The sequence below is a fragment of the Psychrobacter sp. AH5 genome, from assembly GCF_040371085.1.
Taxonomy (GTDB): Bacteria; Pseudomonadota; Gammaproteobacteria; order Pseudomonadales; family Moraxellaceae; genus Psychrobacter.
Genome location: NZ_JAMBMT010000001.1, coordinates 2,460,122 through 2,476,207, shown reverse-complemented (window position 1 = coordinate 2,476,207; position 16,086 = coordinate 2,460,122). Strand labels below are relative to the sequence as shown.

15 protein-coding genes and 4 tRNA genes are annotated in these 16,086 nt (G+C 43.9%); 9 read left to right on the top strand and 10 right to left on the bottom strand.

What is annotated here, in order from left to right; genetic code table 11:
• Positions 1–23: 23 nt before the first annotated feature.
• Positions 24–452 carry a hypothetical protein gene (locus M0N77_RS10495; RefSeq protein WP_353105129.1) on the bottom strand — a complete coding sequence of 143 codons (429 nt, stop codon included), beginning with the start codon at positions 450–452 and terminating at the stop codon, positions 24–26.
• Positions 453–582: 130 nt separating this feature from the next.
• Here M0N77_RS10495 and hemL point away from each other — a divergent pair, with 130 nt between their 5' ends.
• The gene (hemL, locus tag M0N77_RS10490) at positions 583–1,884 is read left to right on the top strand and encodes a glutamate-1-semialdehyde 2,1-aminomutase (RefSeq protein WP_353105128.1); all 1,302 of its coding nucleotides are present in this window, start codon (positions 583–585) and stop codon (positions 1,882–1,884) included.
• Between the two features lie 98 nt (positions 1,885–1,982).
• On the opposite strand, the gene M0N77_RS10485 is transcribed toward hemL, so the two are convergent.
• Positions 1,983–2,321, bottom strand: a complete 339-nt coding sequence (locus tag M0N77_RS10485; protein ID WP_353105628.1) for a DUF962 domain-containing protein — start codon at positions 2,319–2,321, stop codon at positions 1,983–1,985.
• A gap of 406 nt (positions 2,322–2,727) precedes the next feature.
• Here M0N77_RS10485 and ppx point away from each other — a divergent pair, with 406 nt between their 5' ends.
• The 5 genes from ppx (at position 2,728) to M0N77_RS10460 (ending at position 8,674) form a co-directional block, all read left to right on the top strand.
• A complete protein-coding gene (gene ppx / locus M0N77_RS10480) occupies positions 2,728–4,254 on the top strand; it encodes an exopolyphosphatase (RefSeq protein WP_353105127.1) in 1,527 nt (508 codons plus the stop codon).
• Positions 4,255–4,498: 244 nt separating this feature from the next.
• The gene (locus M0N77_RS10475) at positions 4,499–5,302 is read left to right on the top strand and encodes an acetyl-CoA carboxylase carboxyltransferase subunit alpha (protein ID WP_353105126.1); all 804 of its coding nucleotides are present in this window, start codon (positions 4,499–4,501) and stop codon (positions 5,300–5,302) included.
• A 93-nt stretch (positions 5,303–5,395) separates the two neighbouring features.
• The gene (gene tilS / locus M0N77_RS10470) at positions 5,396–7,033 is read left to right on the top strand and encodes a tRNA lysidine(34) synthetase TilS (protein WP_353105125.1); all 1,638 of its coding nucleotides are present in this window, start codon (positions 5,396–5,398) and stop codon (positions 7,031–7,033) included.
• 167 nt (positions 7,034–7,200) lie between these two features.
• Positions 7,201–8,061 carry a pyrroline-5-carboxylate reductase gene (gene proC / locus M0N77_RS10465; RefSeq protein WP_353105124.1) on the top strand — a complete coding sequence of 287 codons (861 nt, stop codon included), beginning with the start codon at positions 7,201–7,203 and terminating at the stop codon, positions 8,059–8,061.
• Positions 8,062–8,104: 43 nt separating this feature from the next.
• Positions 8,105–8,674, top strand: coding sequence for a YggT family protein (locus M0N77_RS10460; RefSeq protein WP_353105123.1), 570 nt, complete (start codon positions 8,105–8,107; stop codon positions 8,672–8,674).
• 94 nt (positions 8,675–8,768) lie between these two features.
• On the opposite strand, the gene M0N77_RS10455 is transcribed toward M0N77_RS10460, so the two are convergent.
• Entirely contained in the window at positions 8,769–9,563 is a 795-nt protein-coding gene (locus M0N77_RS10455; RefSeq protein WP_353105122.1) for a hydroxymethylpyrimidine/phosphomethylpyrimidine kinase, read from the bottom strand.
• Between the two features lie 176 nt (positions 9,564–9,739).
• On the opposite strand from M0N77_RS10455, the gene M0N77_RS10450 reads away from it, so the two are divergent.
• The 3 genes from M0N77_RS10450 to M0N77_RS10440 all read left to right on the top strand — a co-directional run bounded on the left by M0N77_RS10450 (position 9,740) and on the right by M0N77_RS10440 (position 10,894).
• Positions 9,740–9,829 (top strand) — tRNA-Ser (locus M0N77_RS10450).
• A 146-nt stretch (positions 9,830–9,975) separates the two neighbouring features.
• Positions 9,976–10,052, top strand: a tRNA-Arg gene (locus tag M0N77_RS10445).
• A 194-nt stretch (positions 10,053–10,246) separates the two neighbouring features.
• Complete coding sequence (locus tag M0N77_RS10440) at positions 10,247–10,894, top strand: RDD family protein (protein ID WP_353105121.1); 648 nt, start codon at positions 10,247–10,249, stop codon at positions 10,892–10,894.
• Positions 10,895–10,930: 36 nt separating this feature from the next.
• On the opposite strand, the gene M0N77_RS10435 is transcribed toward M0N77_RS10440, so the two are convergent.
• The 7 genes from M0N77_RS10435 to M0N77_RS10405 form a co-directional block, all read right to left on the bottom strand.
• Positions 10,931–11,902 carry a calcium/sodium antiporter gene (locus M0N77_RS10435; protein ID WP_353105120.1) on the bottom strand — a complete coding sequence of 324 codons (972 nt, stop codon included), beginning with the start codon at positions 11,900–11,902 and terminating at the stop codon, positions 10,931–10,933.
• Between the two features lie 167 nt (positions 11,903–12,069).
• Entirely contained in the window at positions 12,070–12,450 is a 381-nt protein-coding gene (gene panD / locus M0N77_RS10430) for an aspartate 1-decarboxylase (protein ID WP_011279481.1), read from the bottom strand.
• Between the two features lie 118 nt (positions 12,451–12,568).
• Positions 12,569–13,150 (bottom strand): aminoacyl-tRNA hydrolase, encoded by a 582-nt coding sequence (pth, locus tag M0N77_RS10425; RefSeq protein WP_353105119.1) that lies wholly within the window; start codon positions 13,148–13,150, stop codon positions 12,569–12,571.
• Positions 13,151–13,372: 222 nt separating this feature from the next.
• The gene (locus M0N77_RS10420; RefSeq protein ID WP_353105118.1) at positions 13,373–14,074 is read right to left on the bottom strand and encodes a 50S ribosomal protein L25/general stress protein Ctc; all 702 of its coding nucleotides are present in this window, start codon (positions 14,072–14,074) and stop codon (positions 13,373–13,375) included.
• A gap of 395 nt (positions 14,075–14,469) precedes the next feature.
• Positions 14,470–15,417 (bottom strand): ribose-phosphate pyrophosphokinase, encoded by a 948-nt coding sequence (locus tag M0N77_RS10415; protein ID WP_353105117.1) that lies wholly within the window; start codon positions 15,415–15,417, stop codon positions 14,470–14,472.
• A gap of 134 nt (positions 15,418–15,551) precedes the next feature.
• Positions 15,552–15,627, bottom strand: a tRNA-Gln gene (locus M0N77_RS10410).
• A gap of 235 nt (positions 15,628–15,862) precedes the next feature.
• Positions 15,863–15,938: transfer RNA gene (locus M0N77_RS10405), tRNA-Gln, on the bottom strand.
• Between the last annotated feature and the right edge of the window lie 148 nt (positions 15,939–16,086).

The following is a 16,086-nucleotide window of genomic DNA, read 5'->3' as shown; positions in this document are numbered from 1 at the left end:
AAATCCACTAATACTAAGGCTATTTAGGCGGTAATTTTACCAAGTTTAAGCAGTCTAGAATGGATTGAGCCGCGAGTACGTTGATGCTTTTCAATCAGCATAGCGACAGTATCGCCACTATCAAAACTCTCGGCTAACTGTTGGTCTTCGGCCTCAGTCCATGCCGCGCCAGCGTTAGCAGGTAGTTTGGCTCGACGCTCATCGGCTTTTATTTTGGCTTGTAGAGCTGGAATAGTGGTTTGCAGTGCTCTTTGAATATCACTTTCTAAGCATAAATGGTTAGGGTCTAAGGGTTCATCAGAGAGCGGGTTTATACCATCGATTAGCCTTTCAATAATGTTAATCGCTTCTTCGTTTTTCATAGCGATAGCAGCTTGGTTGGAAGCTTCAGTCTCAGTCTGATTGCTAGATGCTAACGCTTCGGTAGTGGTGTCTTGAGCTTTGATAATCATAGTAGCTATTCCTTTATTAATTATCGATTATTGTCTATTATTAAACTTACTATAATACCAAACGTACTGACTAAGCAAAGCTAATGTTTTATTAATAATTATCAAAAACAAATAAACTAGGATTATCCATATGAGTACTAAAAACCAACAACTCTTCGCTCAAGCCCGTAAACATATTCCCGGCGGCGTCAACTCGCCAGTCCGTGCTTTTGCTGGTGTGGGTGGTACGCCGGTGTTTATGCATAAAGCTTCTGGCAGCAAGATTTATGACACCGAAGACAATGCTTACATCGATTATATTGGCTCATGGGGGCCAATGATTTTGGGTCATGCCCATCCCAAGGTTATCGATGCGGTAAAAAAAGCGGCCGAAGATGGTTTGAGCTTTGGTACACCCACCCCGTTTGAGACCACGGTTGCTGATAAGATTTGCGACATCGTGCCAAGTGTAGAGATGATACGCATGACCAGCTCAGGCACTGAGGCGACGATGAGCGCCATCCGTTTGGCGCGCGGCTTTACGGGTCGTGACAATATTGTCAAATTCGAAGGCTGCTATCATGGGCACTCGGATAGCTTATTAGTCAAGGCGGGTTCTGGCATGCTTGATATCGGCGAGCCGACCTCAAAAGGCGTGCCAGCGGACTTTGCTAAGCACACCATTACTTTGCCTTATAATGACCCACAAGCAATTAAAGACTGTTTTGAAAAGTGGGGCGAGACTATTGCCTGTATTATCGTAGAACCCATCGCGGGTAATATGAATATGGTCATCCCTGATCAAGCTTTTCACGATACGCTGCGTGAACAGTGTACTGCACATGGCGCGGTACTGATCTATGATGAAGTGATGACTGGTTTTCGTGTTGGCCTCGGCGGCGCGCAAGCGCATTTCGGTATTGAGCCTGATCTAACTTGCTTTGGCAAAATCATTGGCGCAGGTTTACCCGTTGGTGCTTTTGGTGGCAAGCGTGAGATTATGGAGTGTATCGCACCGATGGGCGGCGTCTATCAAGCCGGTACGTTATCAGGCAATCCGCTAGCGATGCGCGCAGGTATCGCCATGTTTGAAGATTTAACCGTAGATGGCTTTTATGATGATTTAGCCGCTAAAGTCGATCATCTAGTCGACGGTATTCAAGCCGCCGCTGATAAATATGGTATCCACCTGCGTACCAATAAACTTGGCGGTATGTTTGGCATGTTCTTTGTCAAAGATAGCGATACTGCTACGCCAAAAGATTTTGATGAGGTCACCGCTTGTGATATGGATAAATTCAATACTTTCTTTCACGGTATGTTGGAGCGCGGTATTTATCTAGCTCCTTCTGCTTATGAGGCAGGCTTTATGTCGATTAAGCATAGCAGCGATGATTTGGATAAATCAGTGCAAGCGGCGGAAGAGATCTTTGCTGAGATGGCAAAGGCATAAATAAATAGTATAAGTGAACCTCTCGCTTTAAATCAAAAAAAGCCAATATCTATCACGATATTGGCTTTTTCACTTTTAAGCTAATAGGCTAGCCACAATCATTTTGCGCGCTTATCAAACTTAGCATCTCTTAAACTTAAATTACCGCGTAGTACATCGGTATACATACGTAAATCGCCAACGAAGCTTTGTAGCGGATATTTAAAAGTTGCCGGTTTATTTTTTTCAAAGAAAAAATGTCCCACCCAAGCGCAGCCATAACCTGCCGCGATACCTTTAAGTAGTGGTTTAGGCGAGCGCGTCTTGATAGATTTTGCTAAACCCAATAAGCCAAAGCTGCTACCGGCAAAGTGCAAGCGACGACAAGCCATATTTTGGTGCTCTTGTAGATAAAAGTCATAAAACTTTTGCTCCGCCCCTTTATCGGTTTTTACCATAGTGTTTTTAGCGCTTTTAGAAGTCGCTTGAGCGGTGTCGTTATAAGGGGTTTTGGTCTCTTGAGTCATGGTAGCTTCCTTTGCTAAAAATTATTTTATGACTTAAATCAATAGTGGATAAAAGTCAGTGAGTGGTCGTTAAGTCCTTGTTATTTATACTAAGTTGCTGGTTTTAAATGTAGCAAACGGCTATTGATAATACAAGCACTAAGCGGTCATAGAAAATTAGTTTCGCACAAGTTTTCAATAAGTTTTTAGTTTGTTTGCTAGGATTTGGCATTAATGTTTTAATAGGCGCATTTATTGATAAAGCTTTTTATAAATAGTATTAGATAATCGCTTTTATGCTAACTTATATTAGCGCTTAACTCAGATTTTTAACCCACACTTATGGTAACTGCCTTTTATGCTCACTAACTATCTTGAAAATCCACCGCTTGCTGAAGATGAGCTGATAGCGGCGATTGATATTGGCTCTAATAGTTTTCATTTAGCGATTGCTCGCCTTGATCATGGTGAAGTGCGTAAAGTGGTCTCTATGTCCGAAAAGGTACAATTAGCGGCAGGTTTGGATGAGCATAATATCCTTAGTGCGGCAGCGGCGCGTCGAGGGCTTGATTGCCTAAGCCGTTTTGTCGCACGGCTTGATTCGGTGCCACCAGAACGCGTACGTGTGGTTGCTACTAACGCCTTACGCCAAGCCAAAAACGCCGATGATTTTATTGCTAGAGCCAATGAGATCTTGCCCAGACCGATTGAGATTATCGCTGGACGTGAAGAGGCGCGTTTGATTCATTTAGGTGTCTCACACACTAATGCCAGTAGCGATAAGCGCTTGGTGATAGATATCGGTGGCGGCTCAACGGAGTTTATTATCGGAGAAGGCTTTGAGCCGTTATTGACAGAAAGCTTACAGATGGGCTGTGTGGCTTTTACCAAAAAGTTCTTTGCTGACGGCCAAGTCACCAATGAAGCTTTTAGTAGCGCCATCGCTGCCGCTCGTAAAGAAGTACTAGCTATCAGCGGTCAGTACCAAAAAGCTGGCTGGACCAGTGTCATTGGCTCTAGCGGCACTATAAAAGCGGTGCGTAATGTTCTAGTGTCCAAAGGCTGGGCCGATGAGCAAGAGTGTATTACTTATAAAGGGGTAAAAAAGTTAGAAAAACTTTTAATCTCTATTGGGGATGTCAATGATATCGAGCTAGAAGGCGTCAAAGAGCACCGAAAGGCGGTATTTCCAGCAGGAGTCGCCGTACTACGCGCCTCAATGAAAGTATTAGGGATAGAGACGTTAGCGTATTCTGATGGCGCGCTACGTGAAGGCGTGATGTACGATATGCTTGGGCGTTTTGCTAGTGAAGATGTGCGTGATCGTAGCGTATTGGCACTTATCAAACGCTATTCGGTGGATAAAAAACAGGCCCGGCAAGTGGTCAGAACCAGCCGTCATTTATTTAGGCAAGTGCAAGACGACTTACAGCTCACTAATGATGATGGCGATGTCTTGAGACGAGCCGCTTATTTGCATGAGATTGGTCTGGCAATTGCGCATAGCAATTATCATCGCCATAGTGCTTATCTGCTAGAGAATTCAGATATTCCAGGGTTTTCGCAGGTCGATCAAAAACGTATGGCGCAATTGATGCTTAGCCATCGACGTAAGCTAAAAAGTGACGTACTCGAAAAAGTCTGTCTGCTTGGTGGCGATCAGCTGGTTTATTTGTGCTTGCTGCTAAGACTGGCCGTATCGGCGCATCATAGCCGTAGTGAGTACGATCTGCCGCTTATGAAGCTAGATATTATCGAGACTAACCACTGGAAAATTACCGTCAGTACCGATAAAAAACACTATGCTTTTTTATACTCAGATCTGTATGCCGATATCGAGCAATTTGCTAAATGGGGCATAAAGCTTACGGTGATTGAGGTATAAGCTTTATAAATTGTTTTTTATTAAAATTTGCTCCTGCTTATCCTCCTTTAATCATTGCAAAAAAGCGCGCTTGTCAGCGATGCCATAGCCGTAAAGATGTGCTACTATGGTTTTTATTGAGTTTACAACTGTACTTTCGATTTAGATGTTTTAATGGCCTAGTTAAATATTTAATTTGATAGCTAGTTTTAATGCCTACTTTTAAGCCGTTAGCGGCGACAAAACAATAGAAAAGGATATGTCTATGAGTACCGTTTGGGATAGCGTACAGCTGGCAAGACACCCAAAACGTCCATTATTTATGGATTATGTGAATCAGATGTTCACAGAGTTTGATGAGTTGCATGGCGATCGCGCTTTTGCCGATGATAAAGCCATTTTGGGCGGCTTAGCGCGCTTTAATGGCGAGCCTGTTATGGTCGTCGGTCAACACCGAGGTCGCAGCACCCGTGAACGCATCGCACACAATTTTGGTATGGCAAACCCTGAGGGCTACCGCAAAATTATTCGGTTAGTTAAGATGGCTGAGCGCTTCAATATTCCGGTGATGACTTTCGTCGATACTCAAGGTGCTTATCCAGGTATTGGTGCAGAAGAGCGTGGTCAAGCGCAAGCTATTGCTGAGAGTATTGCGGTATTCTCTAGCCTAAAAGTGCCTGTTATCGTCACTATCATCGGTGAAGGCGGTTCAGGTGGCGCTTTAGCTATCGGTGTTGGCGACAAGGTAAATATGCTACAAAATAGTATTTATTCGGTTATCTCTCCTGAAGGCTGTGCTTCTATCCTTTGGAAGACTGCGGAAAAAGCGCAAGATGCTAGTGAAGCGTTAAAATTAAATGCGCTTAATTTGCATCAAATGGGTTTGATTGATGCGGTGATTGATGAAGGTGAAGGCGCTCATTTGCAGCCAATGCCTGTGATGAATGCTTTAAAAGAGCTATTAACTGAGCAATTAGCCCAAATTGTCGATATGGATGCTGATCAGCGTTGTGAGCAGCGCTATGAGAAGCTAAAAACTTTTAACTCTGAGGTGATGTTGCCTTGCTAGCTTTTTATTAAACCGGCTTGCAGATAGAGCGGCGCCCTTAAGCCATCGACTTAATGTTAAAATAAAACGTGCTACTAGCTAGCGCGTTTTTTTGTGACTAGATTTTATTATCAAATACAGGCTTTTAATAAGACCATGACCCTTAGGACTTCTAGCGCCATCCAGCCTTATCCTATTCAGCCTATAGCCGATCTGCCAGTGGATAAAGAGCTAGCGGCAGCGCTATTGACTAGTTTGGACGACTATCATCAGCAGCTGCGTGGGCGGCGGATTTGGCTGGCCTGTAGTGGGGGCCGTGACTCCTTGGCATTAGCAGCGCTTTGCGTGCAGCTCTATAAACAAGGTCAATTGCCGTTTTTACCGCAGCTACTGCATGTCGATCACGGCTTGCAGGCCAATAGCTCCGTTTGGGCCAAGCACGTGGTGGAGTGGGCAGTAGCTCAGCAGCTCTCTTGTACTGTCCTAAAGGCGCAAGTCCAAGGCGAGGATGAGCAAGCGGCAAGGCAGGCTCGCTATCAGGTGATGCGCGCACATATCAATCAAGGCGACGTGTTGCTACTGGCGCATCATGCCGATGATCAAGCGGAAACGGTGCTGATGCGCCTTATTCAAGGGGCAGGGGTAAAGGGGCTTGCTGCCATGCAGCCTTGGCGTGAGCAAACCCAGCAAGGCCAATATCAAAGTCATCATTATGTGTTATGGCGTCCTTGGCTGACGGTGACTCGCGCCGCCATCAGTCAGTATGCGCAGCGTTTAGCACTGCCGTATATCGATGATCCTACTAACGATAGTGGTGATAATGTGCGTAGCGGTTTGCGCCGTGACGTCCTGCCAATATTGGCAAACTATAATCCCAATGTCATCGAAAATATCGCTCGTAGCGCGCAGCTGCTTAGTGAGGCGCAAGCAATAGTAGAGGCGCAGGCCAAGCAAGATTTGCAAGTGACGACGATAACAGCGCTTAATTTTTCTACTGCTCAGCGGGTTTTAGACATCGATAAATTACAAAGCTTATCCATTGCTCGGCGTAAGCAATTACTGCATTATTGGCTCACGCAGCATGAACCGCTACCGCCCTCAAAGCAGCTCATAGATGATATATATGCGCTCACTGAGCGCCGAAATAATGACCATCAAACTGAGCTCAACTGGTTTGCAAGTTATCAGCACTATAGTATCACTCGCTACCGGCAGCAGCTGTATCGTCTTAGCCATGAGTTTATCAATTGGCTTACGTTACCTATTATTGAACAAAGCTATCTTTTATCAAAGACTCGCGCTATTACTCTTCGCGCTATTACTAATAAGGGCTATCGCTGGCAGTTAGCAATTGACTTTACGAACAGTGATGCGGATAAACCTCTAGCACTTAGCAACAAGCAGCCTCCGATCCGCCTAAAAATCACCCCGCTCACTCGGCAGCAGAAGATACAAACGACTACGATGGGTCATCCGCAAGTGGGAAAAAAGCTTTATCAAACTTTGGGCATAGCCGTTTGGTTACGAGACAGCTTAGTAGTCGTCAGCGCGATTGAGAATGATATAAATGATATAAAGGCTGAAACGCTACAAAAGGACACGCCGCTACTGCTGTTATCCCCGTTTGAGTGCTGGACCTTAACAAGCTCTGATACAGCTGTATCGATGGCGCAACAGGCTTTGCTGCAAGTGATGACTAACCGCTTACAATTAGGTGATAAGACTAACATTAGTTCTAAATCTAACGGATAACGCTAAAAAATTAGTCAACTCATAGGTCAAAAGCCGGCTCATGAATTTATCAAACGGTAATAATAGCAGTATGCTAAACTAGAGCTCATTTTAGAGCTATCATCTTGAATACTTTTAATTATTTTAGCCAAACCCAGACTATTAATACATATCATTAGGAGCTTATGATGTCAGATAAGAACCATAAATCAGAAAAAAACGACGTCTTAAATAATAAAAAAATCAGCTTTATTGGCGGCGGTAATATGGCGCAAGCGTTAATCAGCGGATTGCTTGGCTGCGGCGTCAAGCCTGAAAGTATCACTGTGGCTGACCCAAGCGAGGATATTCGTCAGCAATTGGACGCGAAAGGATTGAATACTGTCGATCCAACCGCTGATGCCAAAGCTGCGGTAAAAGACGCTGATTTAGTAGTGCTAGCGGTCAAGCCGCAAGTGATGAAAGTCGTGGTTAGCGGCTTTACCGATGTATTGGACAAGCAGTTGGTTATGTCAGTAGCGGCAGGACTATCGACAGATATCTTAGCTACTATGCTTGGCGGCTACCAAAATATCGTTCGTGCTATGCCAAATACGCCTGCGATGATACAGATGGGCGCGACCGGTCTGTATGCTACAGACAGCATTAGTGAGGAGCAAAAACAGCTCGCTACAGCAGCAATGGAGGCCTCAGGACTAGTCACATGGGTAGAGAACGAAGAGCAGATGCATGCCGTCACTGCGGTCTCAGGCTCAGCGCCCGCTTATGTGTTTTATTTTCTAGAGTCGATGATTGACAAAGCGGTAGCTCAAGGCTTAGATAAACAGCAAGCCTCAACACTTGCTATGCAAACCGTGATGGGCGCGGCAAAAATGGCGATGGATAGTGAAGATGCACCAAGCGAATTACGCCGTAAAGTCACCTCGCCGAATGGCACCACGCAAGCGGCGGTAGAGTCTTTGCAAGCCAATGAAGTAGGGCATCAAATCGGCGAGGCGATGCAAGCTTGTTATGAGCGTAGTCAAGCACTTAGCGAAGAGATGAAATAAAACCGCCTTAGTATTTCTATACCGACACTTTGAGTAGCCTTTAATGAACAACGTACTATTACAGATTTTTGATTTAGTTACCACTTTTGCAATGTTGCTGATATTTATCCGCTTTATGCTGCAGTTTGCTGGGATGGATGCGCGCAATCCTATGATTGCTCCTGCCTATAGAGCGACTCATATTGTCGATGTATTTGGGCGTATTTTTCCGACTTTAGGCGCAGGGCGCATCAGTATTGCGGCGATAGTGCTGATGTTTTTGATTCGTCTGATAGATATCTCCGGTAAAGCGGCTCTGATGCAAAGAGGCATTGCACCGATACCGTTATTTTTTCAGGGTTCATTGAGTCTGATTTTAGACTTCTTACGATTGAGTCGTTACTTAATTATCGGCTCTATTATTGTTAGCTGGATAGTGGTCTTTACTCAGTCTCAGCATCCTATCATTGGTATCATTATGCAGCTTGCTGAGCCTATCCTAGCGCCGTTTCGCCGCATTACGCCCAATATGGGCATGCTTGATTTATCGCCAATTATCGCCTTCTTTGCTATCTATTTAATCGAGATAATGGTTAATGCGGTAGCAGCAAGCTTAATGCCAATGCTCGGTTAGGCTAAGAGTAAATAAAACTAGCTTAATAAAAAAGCTCTACACTCGTTATTAATGGTTGTAGAGCTTTTTTTTACCTAAAACTGTTATTTAAATTCTAAGCTTTAACAAAGCGATTTGGAATTAATTGAGCTTCAGCCTCATTAGGATGTGGATTATCTGCCGCTATTAAGGTTTGCGTGATCCAACTATCTGCCGCAATGACCGCATCAACCAAATCATCACCCATCGCTAAGCGCCCAGCGATATGGCTAGCAAGTGAGCAGCCAGAGCCATGAAACTCGCCTGATAGACGTGGCAGCGTACTTTTATGCACCATCGCGCCTTTAATATACAGATACTGCTCGATATCACCGCTATCGAAGTCATGAGAGGTCTTGACGAGCACCGCATGAGTGCCCTCAGCGCATAGTTTTTGTGCGCCAGTATGTAGATCCTGCTCGCCACTCAACGCCCGCAGCTCATGCGTATTAGGCGTAATCAAGGTAGCATAAGGTAGCAGCTTTTGAAACGCCGCCACTAAAGTCGCCTCATCACCTAAACTACCACCACTATTGGCGACCAATACCGGATCAAGCACAAAAGGCGTGCCTTTTTTAATTATTTTGTTCGCAAACAAATGAGTAAGCATTTTTATATTATCGGTCGTGCCAAGCATACCAGATTTGATCACTGCTACTGGCAGATCGTCAAGCACCGCCATCGCTTGCGCTCTTACTAACTGCGAGCTACAAGGCTCAAAACCAAAAACTTGCTGCGAGTTTTGAATAGTAATAGCGCTACAAGCAATAGCTGCGTGAGCGCCTGCTTGACCAATAGCTTCGATATCTGCTTGCAGACCGGCTCCGCCAGAGGGGTCTAATCCTGAAAAACACAATACTACGGGACGCATAGCTCTTCCTTAGAGTTGTTTTTATAGTAAACTAATGAGAACAAAAATTAAATTATAGCAAAAACACACGCAACGCTTGCAATTCGTTTTGGCTTTGTTATAATACTCGCCCACAGCATAAGACGTATCGCTAGCATCGATACTGTATTCTATCTTATAGAAGTCTTGTATTGTTCGGTGAAGTGGGTGAGTGGCTGAAACCAGTTCCCTGCTAAGGAACCATACGTGTAAGCGTATCGAGGGTTCGAATCCCTCCTTCACCGCCATTTATTCGGTATATTGTAGATAAATTAAGTTGAAAATAATCTAGTTTAATTGAACAAAGATATTGACAACCTCAAGATTATCTATATAATGACCAACCTAATTTACTACAAAAGTAATTTACTGCGTAGTAGATGATGTGCAATACGCGCCTGTAGCTCAGTTGGATAGAGCACTTGGCTACGAACTAAGGGGTCGGGAGTTCGAATCTCTCCAGGCGCACCATTTGCATTATCACTGTTTTAAAAGCTCTAAAGGAGCATCCTAAATCAATCGCCTGTCTTCTGACATTTTGGCGATTTTTTTATGTCTGTTAGTTTTATCTGCTTATAGCGCAGACTTTATGCATTGCTTTATGATAAATCTCTTAATTACGGTACAATAGAGCTATTATTCTATGCCTGCTATGAGCTTAAGCCATGCCAAAAAGTAAAAACAGAGGCACTACCAAAACTAGATCTACACAGTCTCGCGCCATTTCACAGCAGGCGGTAGTAGAGGAGCCTACTATCGCCAAGCCGGCGACTAGACTTGCGGCTATCGTCTATGATGGCATGCTGATATTAGCGTTATTGTTTTTGGTCGGTACTATACTGACAGTGATAGGGACGCTGCTCACTATGCAAACGGGCACGGACTCCGCACAAGCTCAGTCGTTACCGGTTTGGTATCAAAACGCGGTGATGACGCCGTCATTTATTCTAACGCTAGTGGGCTTTTATGGGCTGTTTTGGCGCCGTGGTGGTCAAACTTTAGGCATGCAAACTTGGCGTCTAAAAACCGTTAATGATTCAGGCCATCTGCTAACTTGGGGACAGTCGTTTAAACGTATAATGGCGGCAAGCCTAATGCCGCTGATCTTTGGTATTATCGGTAGTCTAATCGGCGGCTCACGCGCTATTATCTTAACTAGCGCGTTTTTGGGACTGATGTTCAATTATGCTTTTTGTCTATTTAATAGTCGCGGCTTAGCCATTCAAGATATGATCTCTAATACTATCACCCTAAAGATGCCAAAGACTGAAAACGAAAGCCTATGGCGAGTGATTAGAAATAGAAAAAGCTAGCTTTGTTCCTCTATTCTTAGAGGCGAATAATGACAGCTACATAGAGGCTGTTTGGATTAACCAAAGAGTATAACCGGCAAAGAATAGCACTAACGTTGCGCCTGAGCTGCGACCAAAGCTGCGCTTGGTTTTGAAGGCAAATAGACACATTGCAAATAGCAGCAACGTCAGCAAACCCATTGCCAATATGTCACGCGATAAGATCATAGCATTAGGCGTGATAGGAGCTATAAGCGCAGCTAGACCGACTACGGCCAAAGTATTAAAGATGTTGGAACCAATTATATTACCTAAAGCCATGTCATGCTCGCCTTTACGCGCCGCAGATATACTAGCTACCAGCTCAGGTAGTGATGTGCCGACAGCGACGATTGTCAAGCCGATAATCAGCTCGCTAAGCCCCCACAGCGTTGCCAGCTCCACCGCGCCCCAAACAATGGCGCGTGAGCTCATTATCAGCACTAACATTCCAATGAACAATCCACCTAAGCCACGTGCCACGCTATGCTCTTGCTCAGCGGCTTCTACTACGCCATCACCTTCATGCTCATGATGACCTTCACGTAAGCTTAAGACAATTTGAATGCCCAACACCACGACTAATAATGCTATTAGAATGATGCCGTCGGTACTACTCAAAACACCGTCACCTAACTGCCAGGCTGCCACACCTGTGACTAATAGCAGTAAAGGCATATCACGATTGATAATGCTTTTGCGGATTAAGATAGGACTTATCAAAACCGTAGCGCCTAGTACTAAGGCGATATTGATAATATTAGAACCATAAGCGTTACCCAAAGCCAGCTCAGGGCTTCCTTCTAAGGCCGCTAATGCTGAGACGACCATCTCAGGCGCTGAGGTACCTAAACCTAAAATCACTACCCCAATCAAAAAACTGGGCACGCTGAATTTTTTTGCTAATACTACAGCGCCATCAATAAAAACATCAGCACTCCAAACCAAGATGGCTAAGCCCACTACTACTGCAATAATTGCTAACCACATTGATATCATCCTATATAAAAAAACGGCACAAAAAAGCTGAGTCTCAAGGGACTCAGCTTTTTATAGTAGCATAGCTAGCGGGGTATGATTAATAAAACTAAACACGCTTAGTAAATAAATTAGCTATATTCAACAATAGTTAATAAAAACTGCTGGAGCCTCATTCTTTATGCTACTTGCACCGGAATAATATTTGCCGTGTCTTTGACGGTATTATCCTCATTACAATAGACTAATCTTGGCTGATAAGTCGACGCTTCCACTTCATCAAAATGCGCGTAGGCACAGATAATCACGATATCGCCCAAATCTGCCATGTGCGCCGCTGCTCCGTTCAACGAGATAATACCAGAGCCTGCTTCAGCACGAATAGCGTAAGTGCGAAAACGCTTGCCGTTAGTGACATTATAGATATCGATGGATTCATTTTCGCGTAGACCAGCGAGATCTAATAAATCACCGTCGATACCACATGAGCCTTCATAATGAAGCTCGGCATGAGTAACGCGAGCACGGTGCAATTTGCATTTAAGCATATTAAGTAGCATAAGGTGCTTCCTTAGGGTAACGAATATTAAAAGGTGAAACGAGTATAAAGACAAGTTAAATCAAAAGCTTAATGGGGATGATTTGATAAAAATAAAAGTCTGGCGCAATTTTATAGCATTACTCAGGTAATTTAAAGCTATTGATTTGTGAGCGCGCTTTTTCGATATCACCGTCCAATAGCAGGGGCAATGCTGCAAAAGCAGCGCTCAAAGCACTTTCGATAGCGATTTGCTCATCGGCCCCAGGTTTTGAGAGTACATGACCGGTCACGCGAGACTTATGACCCGGATGACCAATACCGACACGCAAACGATGAAAGTCATTACCGATATGCGGGGTAATATCACGCAGACCATTATGACCGCCGTGGCCGCCAGCGGTTTTTAATTTAATACTACCAGCATCGATATCAAGCTCATCATGAGCGATAAGTAGCTCATCATTAGCGATATTATAATAATTCACCATCGGTACAACTGACTGCCCGGATTTATTCATAAAGGTCAGTGGCAGCAGTAAGCGCACATCATGACCGTGTACTTGCCCGCGTCCGGTGACACCGTGGAACTTTTTGTCAGGGGAGAGCTCGATATTGAAATGATGAGCAATATGCTGCACAAACCAAAATCCAGCATTATGGCGAGTGAACATGTACTGCTCACCCGGATTACCCAAACCAACGATTAGTTTTATCGCCATAATATACTCTGCCTAAAAATAAAGAATAAGCTAAATAGCCTAAACTAATGCATAAGCCACCTAGCCTAAAATAAATACTATTTGAATAAATAATGAATATCGTAATTTTTTAATTATCTTTTCAAATAGTACTGACAAAAACAGCAGGGGACGATAATCACCTGCTGCTTTTTAAAACGCGACTCTTATCAATAGAGCGGCTTAATAGTTACTATAAAATAATTACTCAGCGTCTTTGTCATCGCCATCTTTGTCTTCAGCAGCTTCACCATCTTGCTCGATAGCTGGTACTTCATCAGCATCTACTTCGTCTGCATCAGCGTCGACTTCTTCAAGTGTTGGTGGCAGCATGTTAACGATAGTACGATCAACCGCATCTTCCATATCAAGATCAAACAAGATTACGCCTTCAGGTAGTTTGATGTCTGATAGACGGAATAAATCACCAATCTCCATACCTGATACATCAACTTCTAAATATTCAGGAAGCTGAGAAGGTAGGGCAACGATTAGCACTTCAGAAACTGACGTTGATAGAACACCGCCCTCTTTGGTACCAGGCGCTTCTTCACGGCCTGAGAAATGTAGAGGAATGTTCATGTTGATTTTTTGACCTTTTACAATGCGCTGAAAGTCAGCATGCATTGGGAAGCCTTTAGCAGGATGACGCTGCAAGTCTTTGATAACGACTTGATGCTCATCGCCTTTGTCAGTAGTGATAGTCAAAACTTGCGAGAAGAAGGCTTCGTATTCAAGCGACTTTACCATCTCATTCAATTTGATTGAGATAGCTGTTGGCTCTTCACCACCACCATAAATGATAGCAGGTACTAAATTCTGCTTACGTAGGCGGCGGCTCGCACCTTTACCTTGTTGTTCAGCAGAGCGGTCAACCGCATTAATTGCAAAATGATCAATAGCCATGGATATAATCCTGTAGAGTGTATGTGAAGTATCTACCAGCGTCTAAGACTTGCGACCAGCCTAGCGCTAGATAATCGATACTAAAAGGGTACTAATAAAAGTGTTGGTTTTAGTCTCTATCCATAACTTTATCATTATAAAATAGCGCTAAAGTTATCTATAAAACACTAGATAAAACTTAAACAACAACACAGGCGCGCATTATACGTGTTTTTGTAGCAATAATAAAGGCTTAGAAAGTATTATGACTTTTATGCCGTTAGTTTTTGCATTCCATCTAGTCATACCTGCAAAGATTAGTAACCAAAAGCCGCAGAAAGCTAACTGCTAAACAAAAAAATAGCGCTAAAGGGATTATTTTAGCGCTACTGTTTAAGTATTAACTAATCTAAGTCTTAGGCATCAAACATGGCGCTGATAGACTCTTCGTTATTGATACGGCGTAAGCTCTCAGCCAGCATCGGCGCGATAGAGACTTGACGAATCTTGCCACAAGCCTTGGCAGCATCAGATAGCGGTATAGTATCGGTCACAACAATTTCATCGAGCGCTGATTCGCTGATGTTTTTGAGCGCGTTACCCGATAACACTGGATGAGTAATATAAGCCACCACCCGGCGCGCGCCATTTTCTTTTAGGGCAGCCGCTGCCTTACAAAGAGTACCTGCGGTATCGACCATATCATCGACGATAACGCAGTCACGGTCACGCACGTCACCGATGATATTCATCACTTGCGACTCATTAGCGCTTGGGCGGCGCTTATCAATGATAGCCAAGTCAGTATCGCCTAACTGCTTTGCCATCGCACGCGCGCGCACTACGCCGCCTACATCAGGGGAGACGACCATAATATTGTCATAATCTTGCTTGACTAAATCATTGAATAGTACCGGCGTACCATAGATGTTATCGACCGGAATATCAAAGAAACCCTGAATTTGATCTGAGTGCAGATCCACAGTCATGACGCGATCGATGCTGACGATATTAAGCATATCGGCGACCACTTTGGCAGAGATAGGCACACGAGCAGAACGAGGACGGCGGTCTTGACGCGCATAACCAAAGTAGGGAATAACTGCGGTGATACGACCGGCGCTTGAACGACGCAAAGCATCGGCCATCATCATAATTTCCATCAAATTATCATTGGTCGGTGCACAAGTAGGCTGCATAATAAACACGTCTTTACCGCGTACGTGCTCCTTGATTTCTACAGCAATTTCGCCATCAGAAAAACGGGTGATGTCAGCTTTACCAAGAGGTATGTGCAGATGATCGGCTACGGTTTTCGCAAGTTCTGGGTGGGCATTACCCGTAAAAATTGCCAAATAAGGCATGACTGAAGTCCTATTGAGTAACTCAAGCAGCGACCGCTAAGCAGTGTCAAACTGCTCAAATATAGATAAGAGGGATGAAAAGGGTTGGAGATTACTAGCTAAATTACTATCAAAGTAAACATGGTAGTAAAAAATGGCAGGGGTAGCTGGACTCGAACCAACGGATGTCAGGATCAAAACCTGATGCCTTACCAACTTGGCTATACCCCTGTAACGTGTAGACTCATAAGCGATAAAATGATAAAAATCATCAAGATAACACTATAGCCTATAGTATCATTCCAAAAATGCCTAAGCACCTAATGAATGATTTTCCTTAACGGTGTTCGTTGCGAACTATACCGAAAATAGGAAGGTGTTGTCAATTGCTATACCATAAAGGCAGTTATAAATAACCAGAACAGCGATAAACCGCTCTTAAGCAATGCACTCTAAACGAACAATATGGCAGGGGTAGCTGGACTCGAACCAACGGATGTCAGGATCAAAACCTGATGCCTTACCAACTTGGCTATACCCCTATTGAGGCGACCTATTATAAATAAATTTTCAGATTTTGCAAGACCTTTCGCCTTTTTCTTTGGATTATTGATAATAGTATAGCGTGGTAGATGATAACAAGTTAGAAGTATTAGATTTTGTAACGTTGTAGTTTATGTTTTATGCATT

Coding starts and splice junctions, on each gene's coding strand:
- M0N77_RS10495 (WP_353105129.1), bottom strand. CDS start 452: ATGATTATCAAAGCTCAAGACACCACTACCGAAGCGTTAGCATCTAGC.
- hemL (WP_353105128.1), top strand. CDS start 583: ATGAGTACTAAAAACCAACAACTCTTCGCTCAAGCCCGTAAACATATT.
- M0N77_RS10485 (WP_353105628.1), bottom strand. CDS start 2,321: ATGGTAAAAACCGATAAAGGGGCGGAGCAAAAGTTTTATGACTTTTAT.
- ppx (WP_353105127.1), top strand. CDS start 2,728: ATGCTCACTAACTATCTTGAAAATCCACCGCTTGCTGAAGATGAGCTG.
- M0N77_RS10475 (WP_353105126.1), top strand. CDS start 4,499: ATGAGTACCGTTTGGGATAGCGTACAGCTGGCAAGACACCCAAAACGT.
- proC (WP_353105124.1), top strand. CDS start 7,201: ATGTCAGATAAGAACCATAAATCAGAAAAAAACGACGTCTTAAATAAT.
- M0N77_RS10460 (WP_353105123.1), top strand. CDS start 8,105: ATGAACAACGTACTATTACAGATTTTTGATTTAGTTACCACTTTTGCA.
- M0N77_RS10455 (WP_353105122.1), bottom strand. CDS start 9,563: ATGCGTCCCGTAGTATTGTGTTTTTCAGGATTAGACCCCTCTGGCGGA.
- M0N77_RS10440 (WP_353105121.1), top strand. CDS start 10,247: ATGCCAAAAAGTAAAAACAGAGGCACTACCAAAACTAGATCTACACAG.
- M0N77_RS10435 (WP_353105120.1), bottom strand. CDS start 11,902: ATGTGGTTAGCAATTATTGCAGTAGTAGTGGGCTTAGCCATCTTGGTT.
- panD (WP_011279481.1), bottom strand. CDS start 12,450: ATGCTACTTAATATGCTTAAATGCAAATTGCACCGTGCTCGCGTTACT.
- pth (WP_353105119.1), bottom strand. CDS start 13,150: ATGGCGATAAAACTAATCGTTGGTTTGGGTAATCCGGGTGAGCAGTAC.
- M0N77_RS10420 (WP_353105118.1), bottom strand. CDS start 14,074: ATGGCTATTGATCATTTTGCAATTAATGCGGTTGACCGCTCTGCTGAA.
- M0N77_RS10415 (WP_353105117.1), bottom strand. CDS start 15,417: ATGCCTTATTTGGCAATTTTTACGGGTAATGCCCACCCAGAACTTGCG.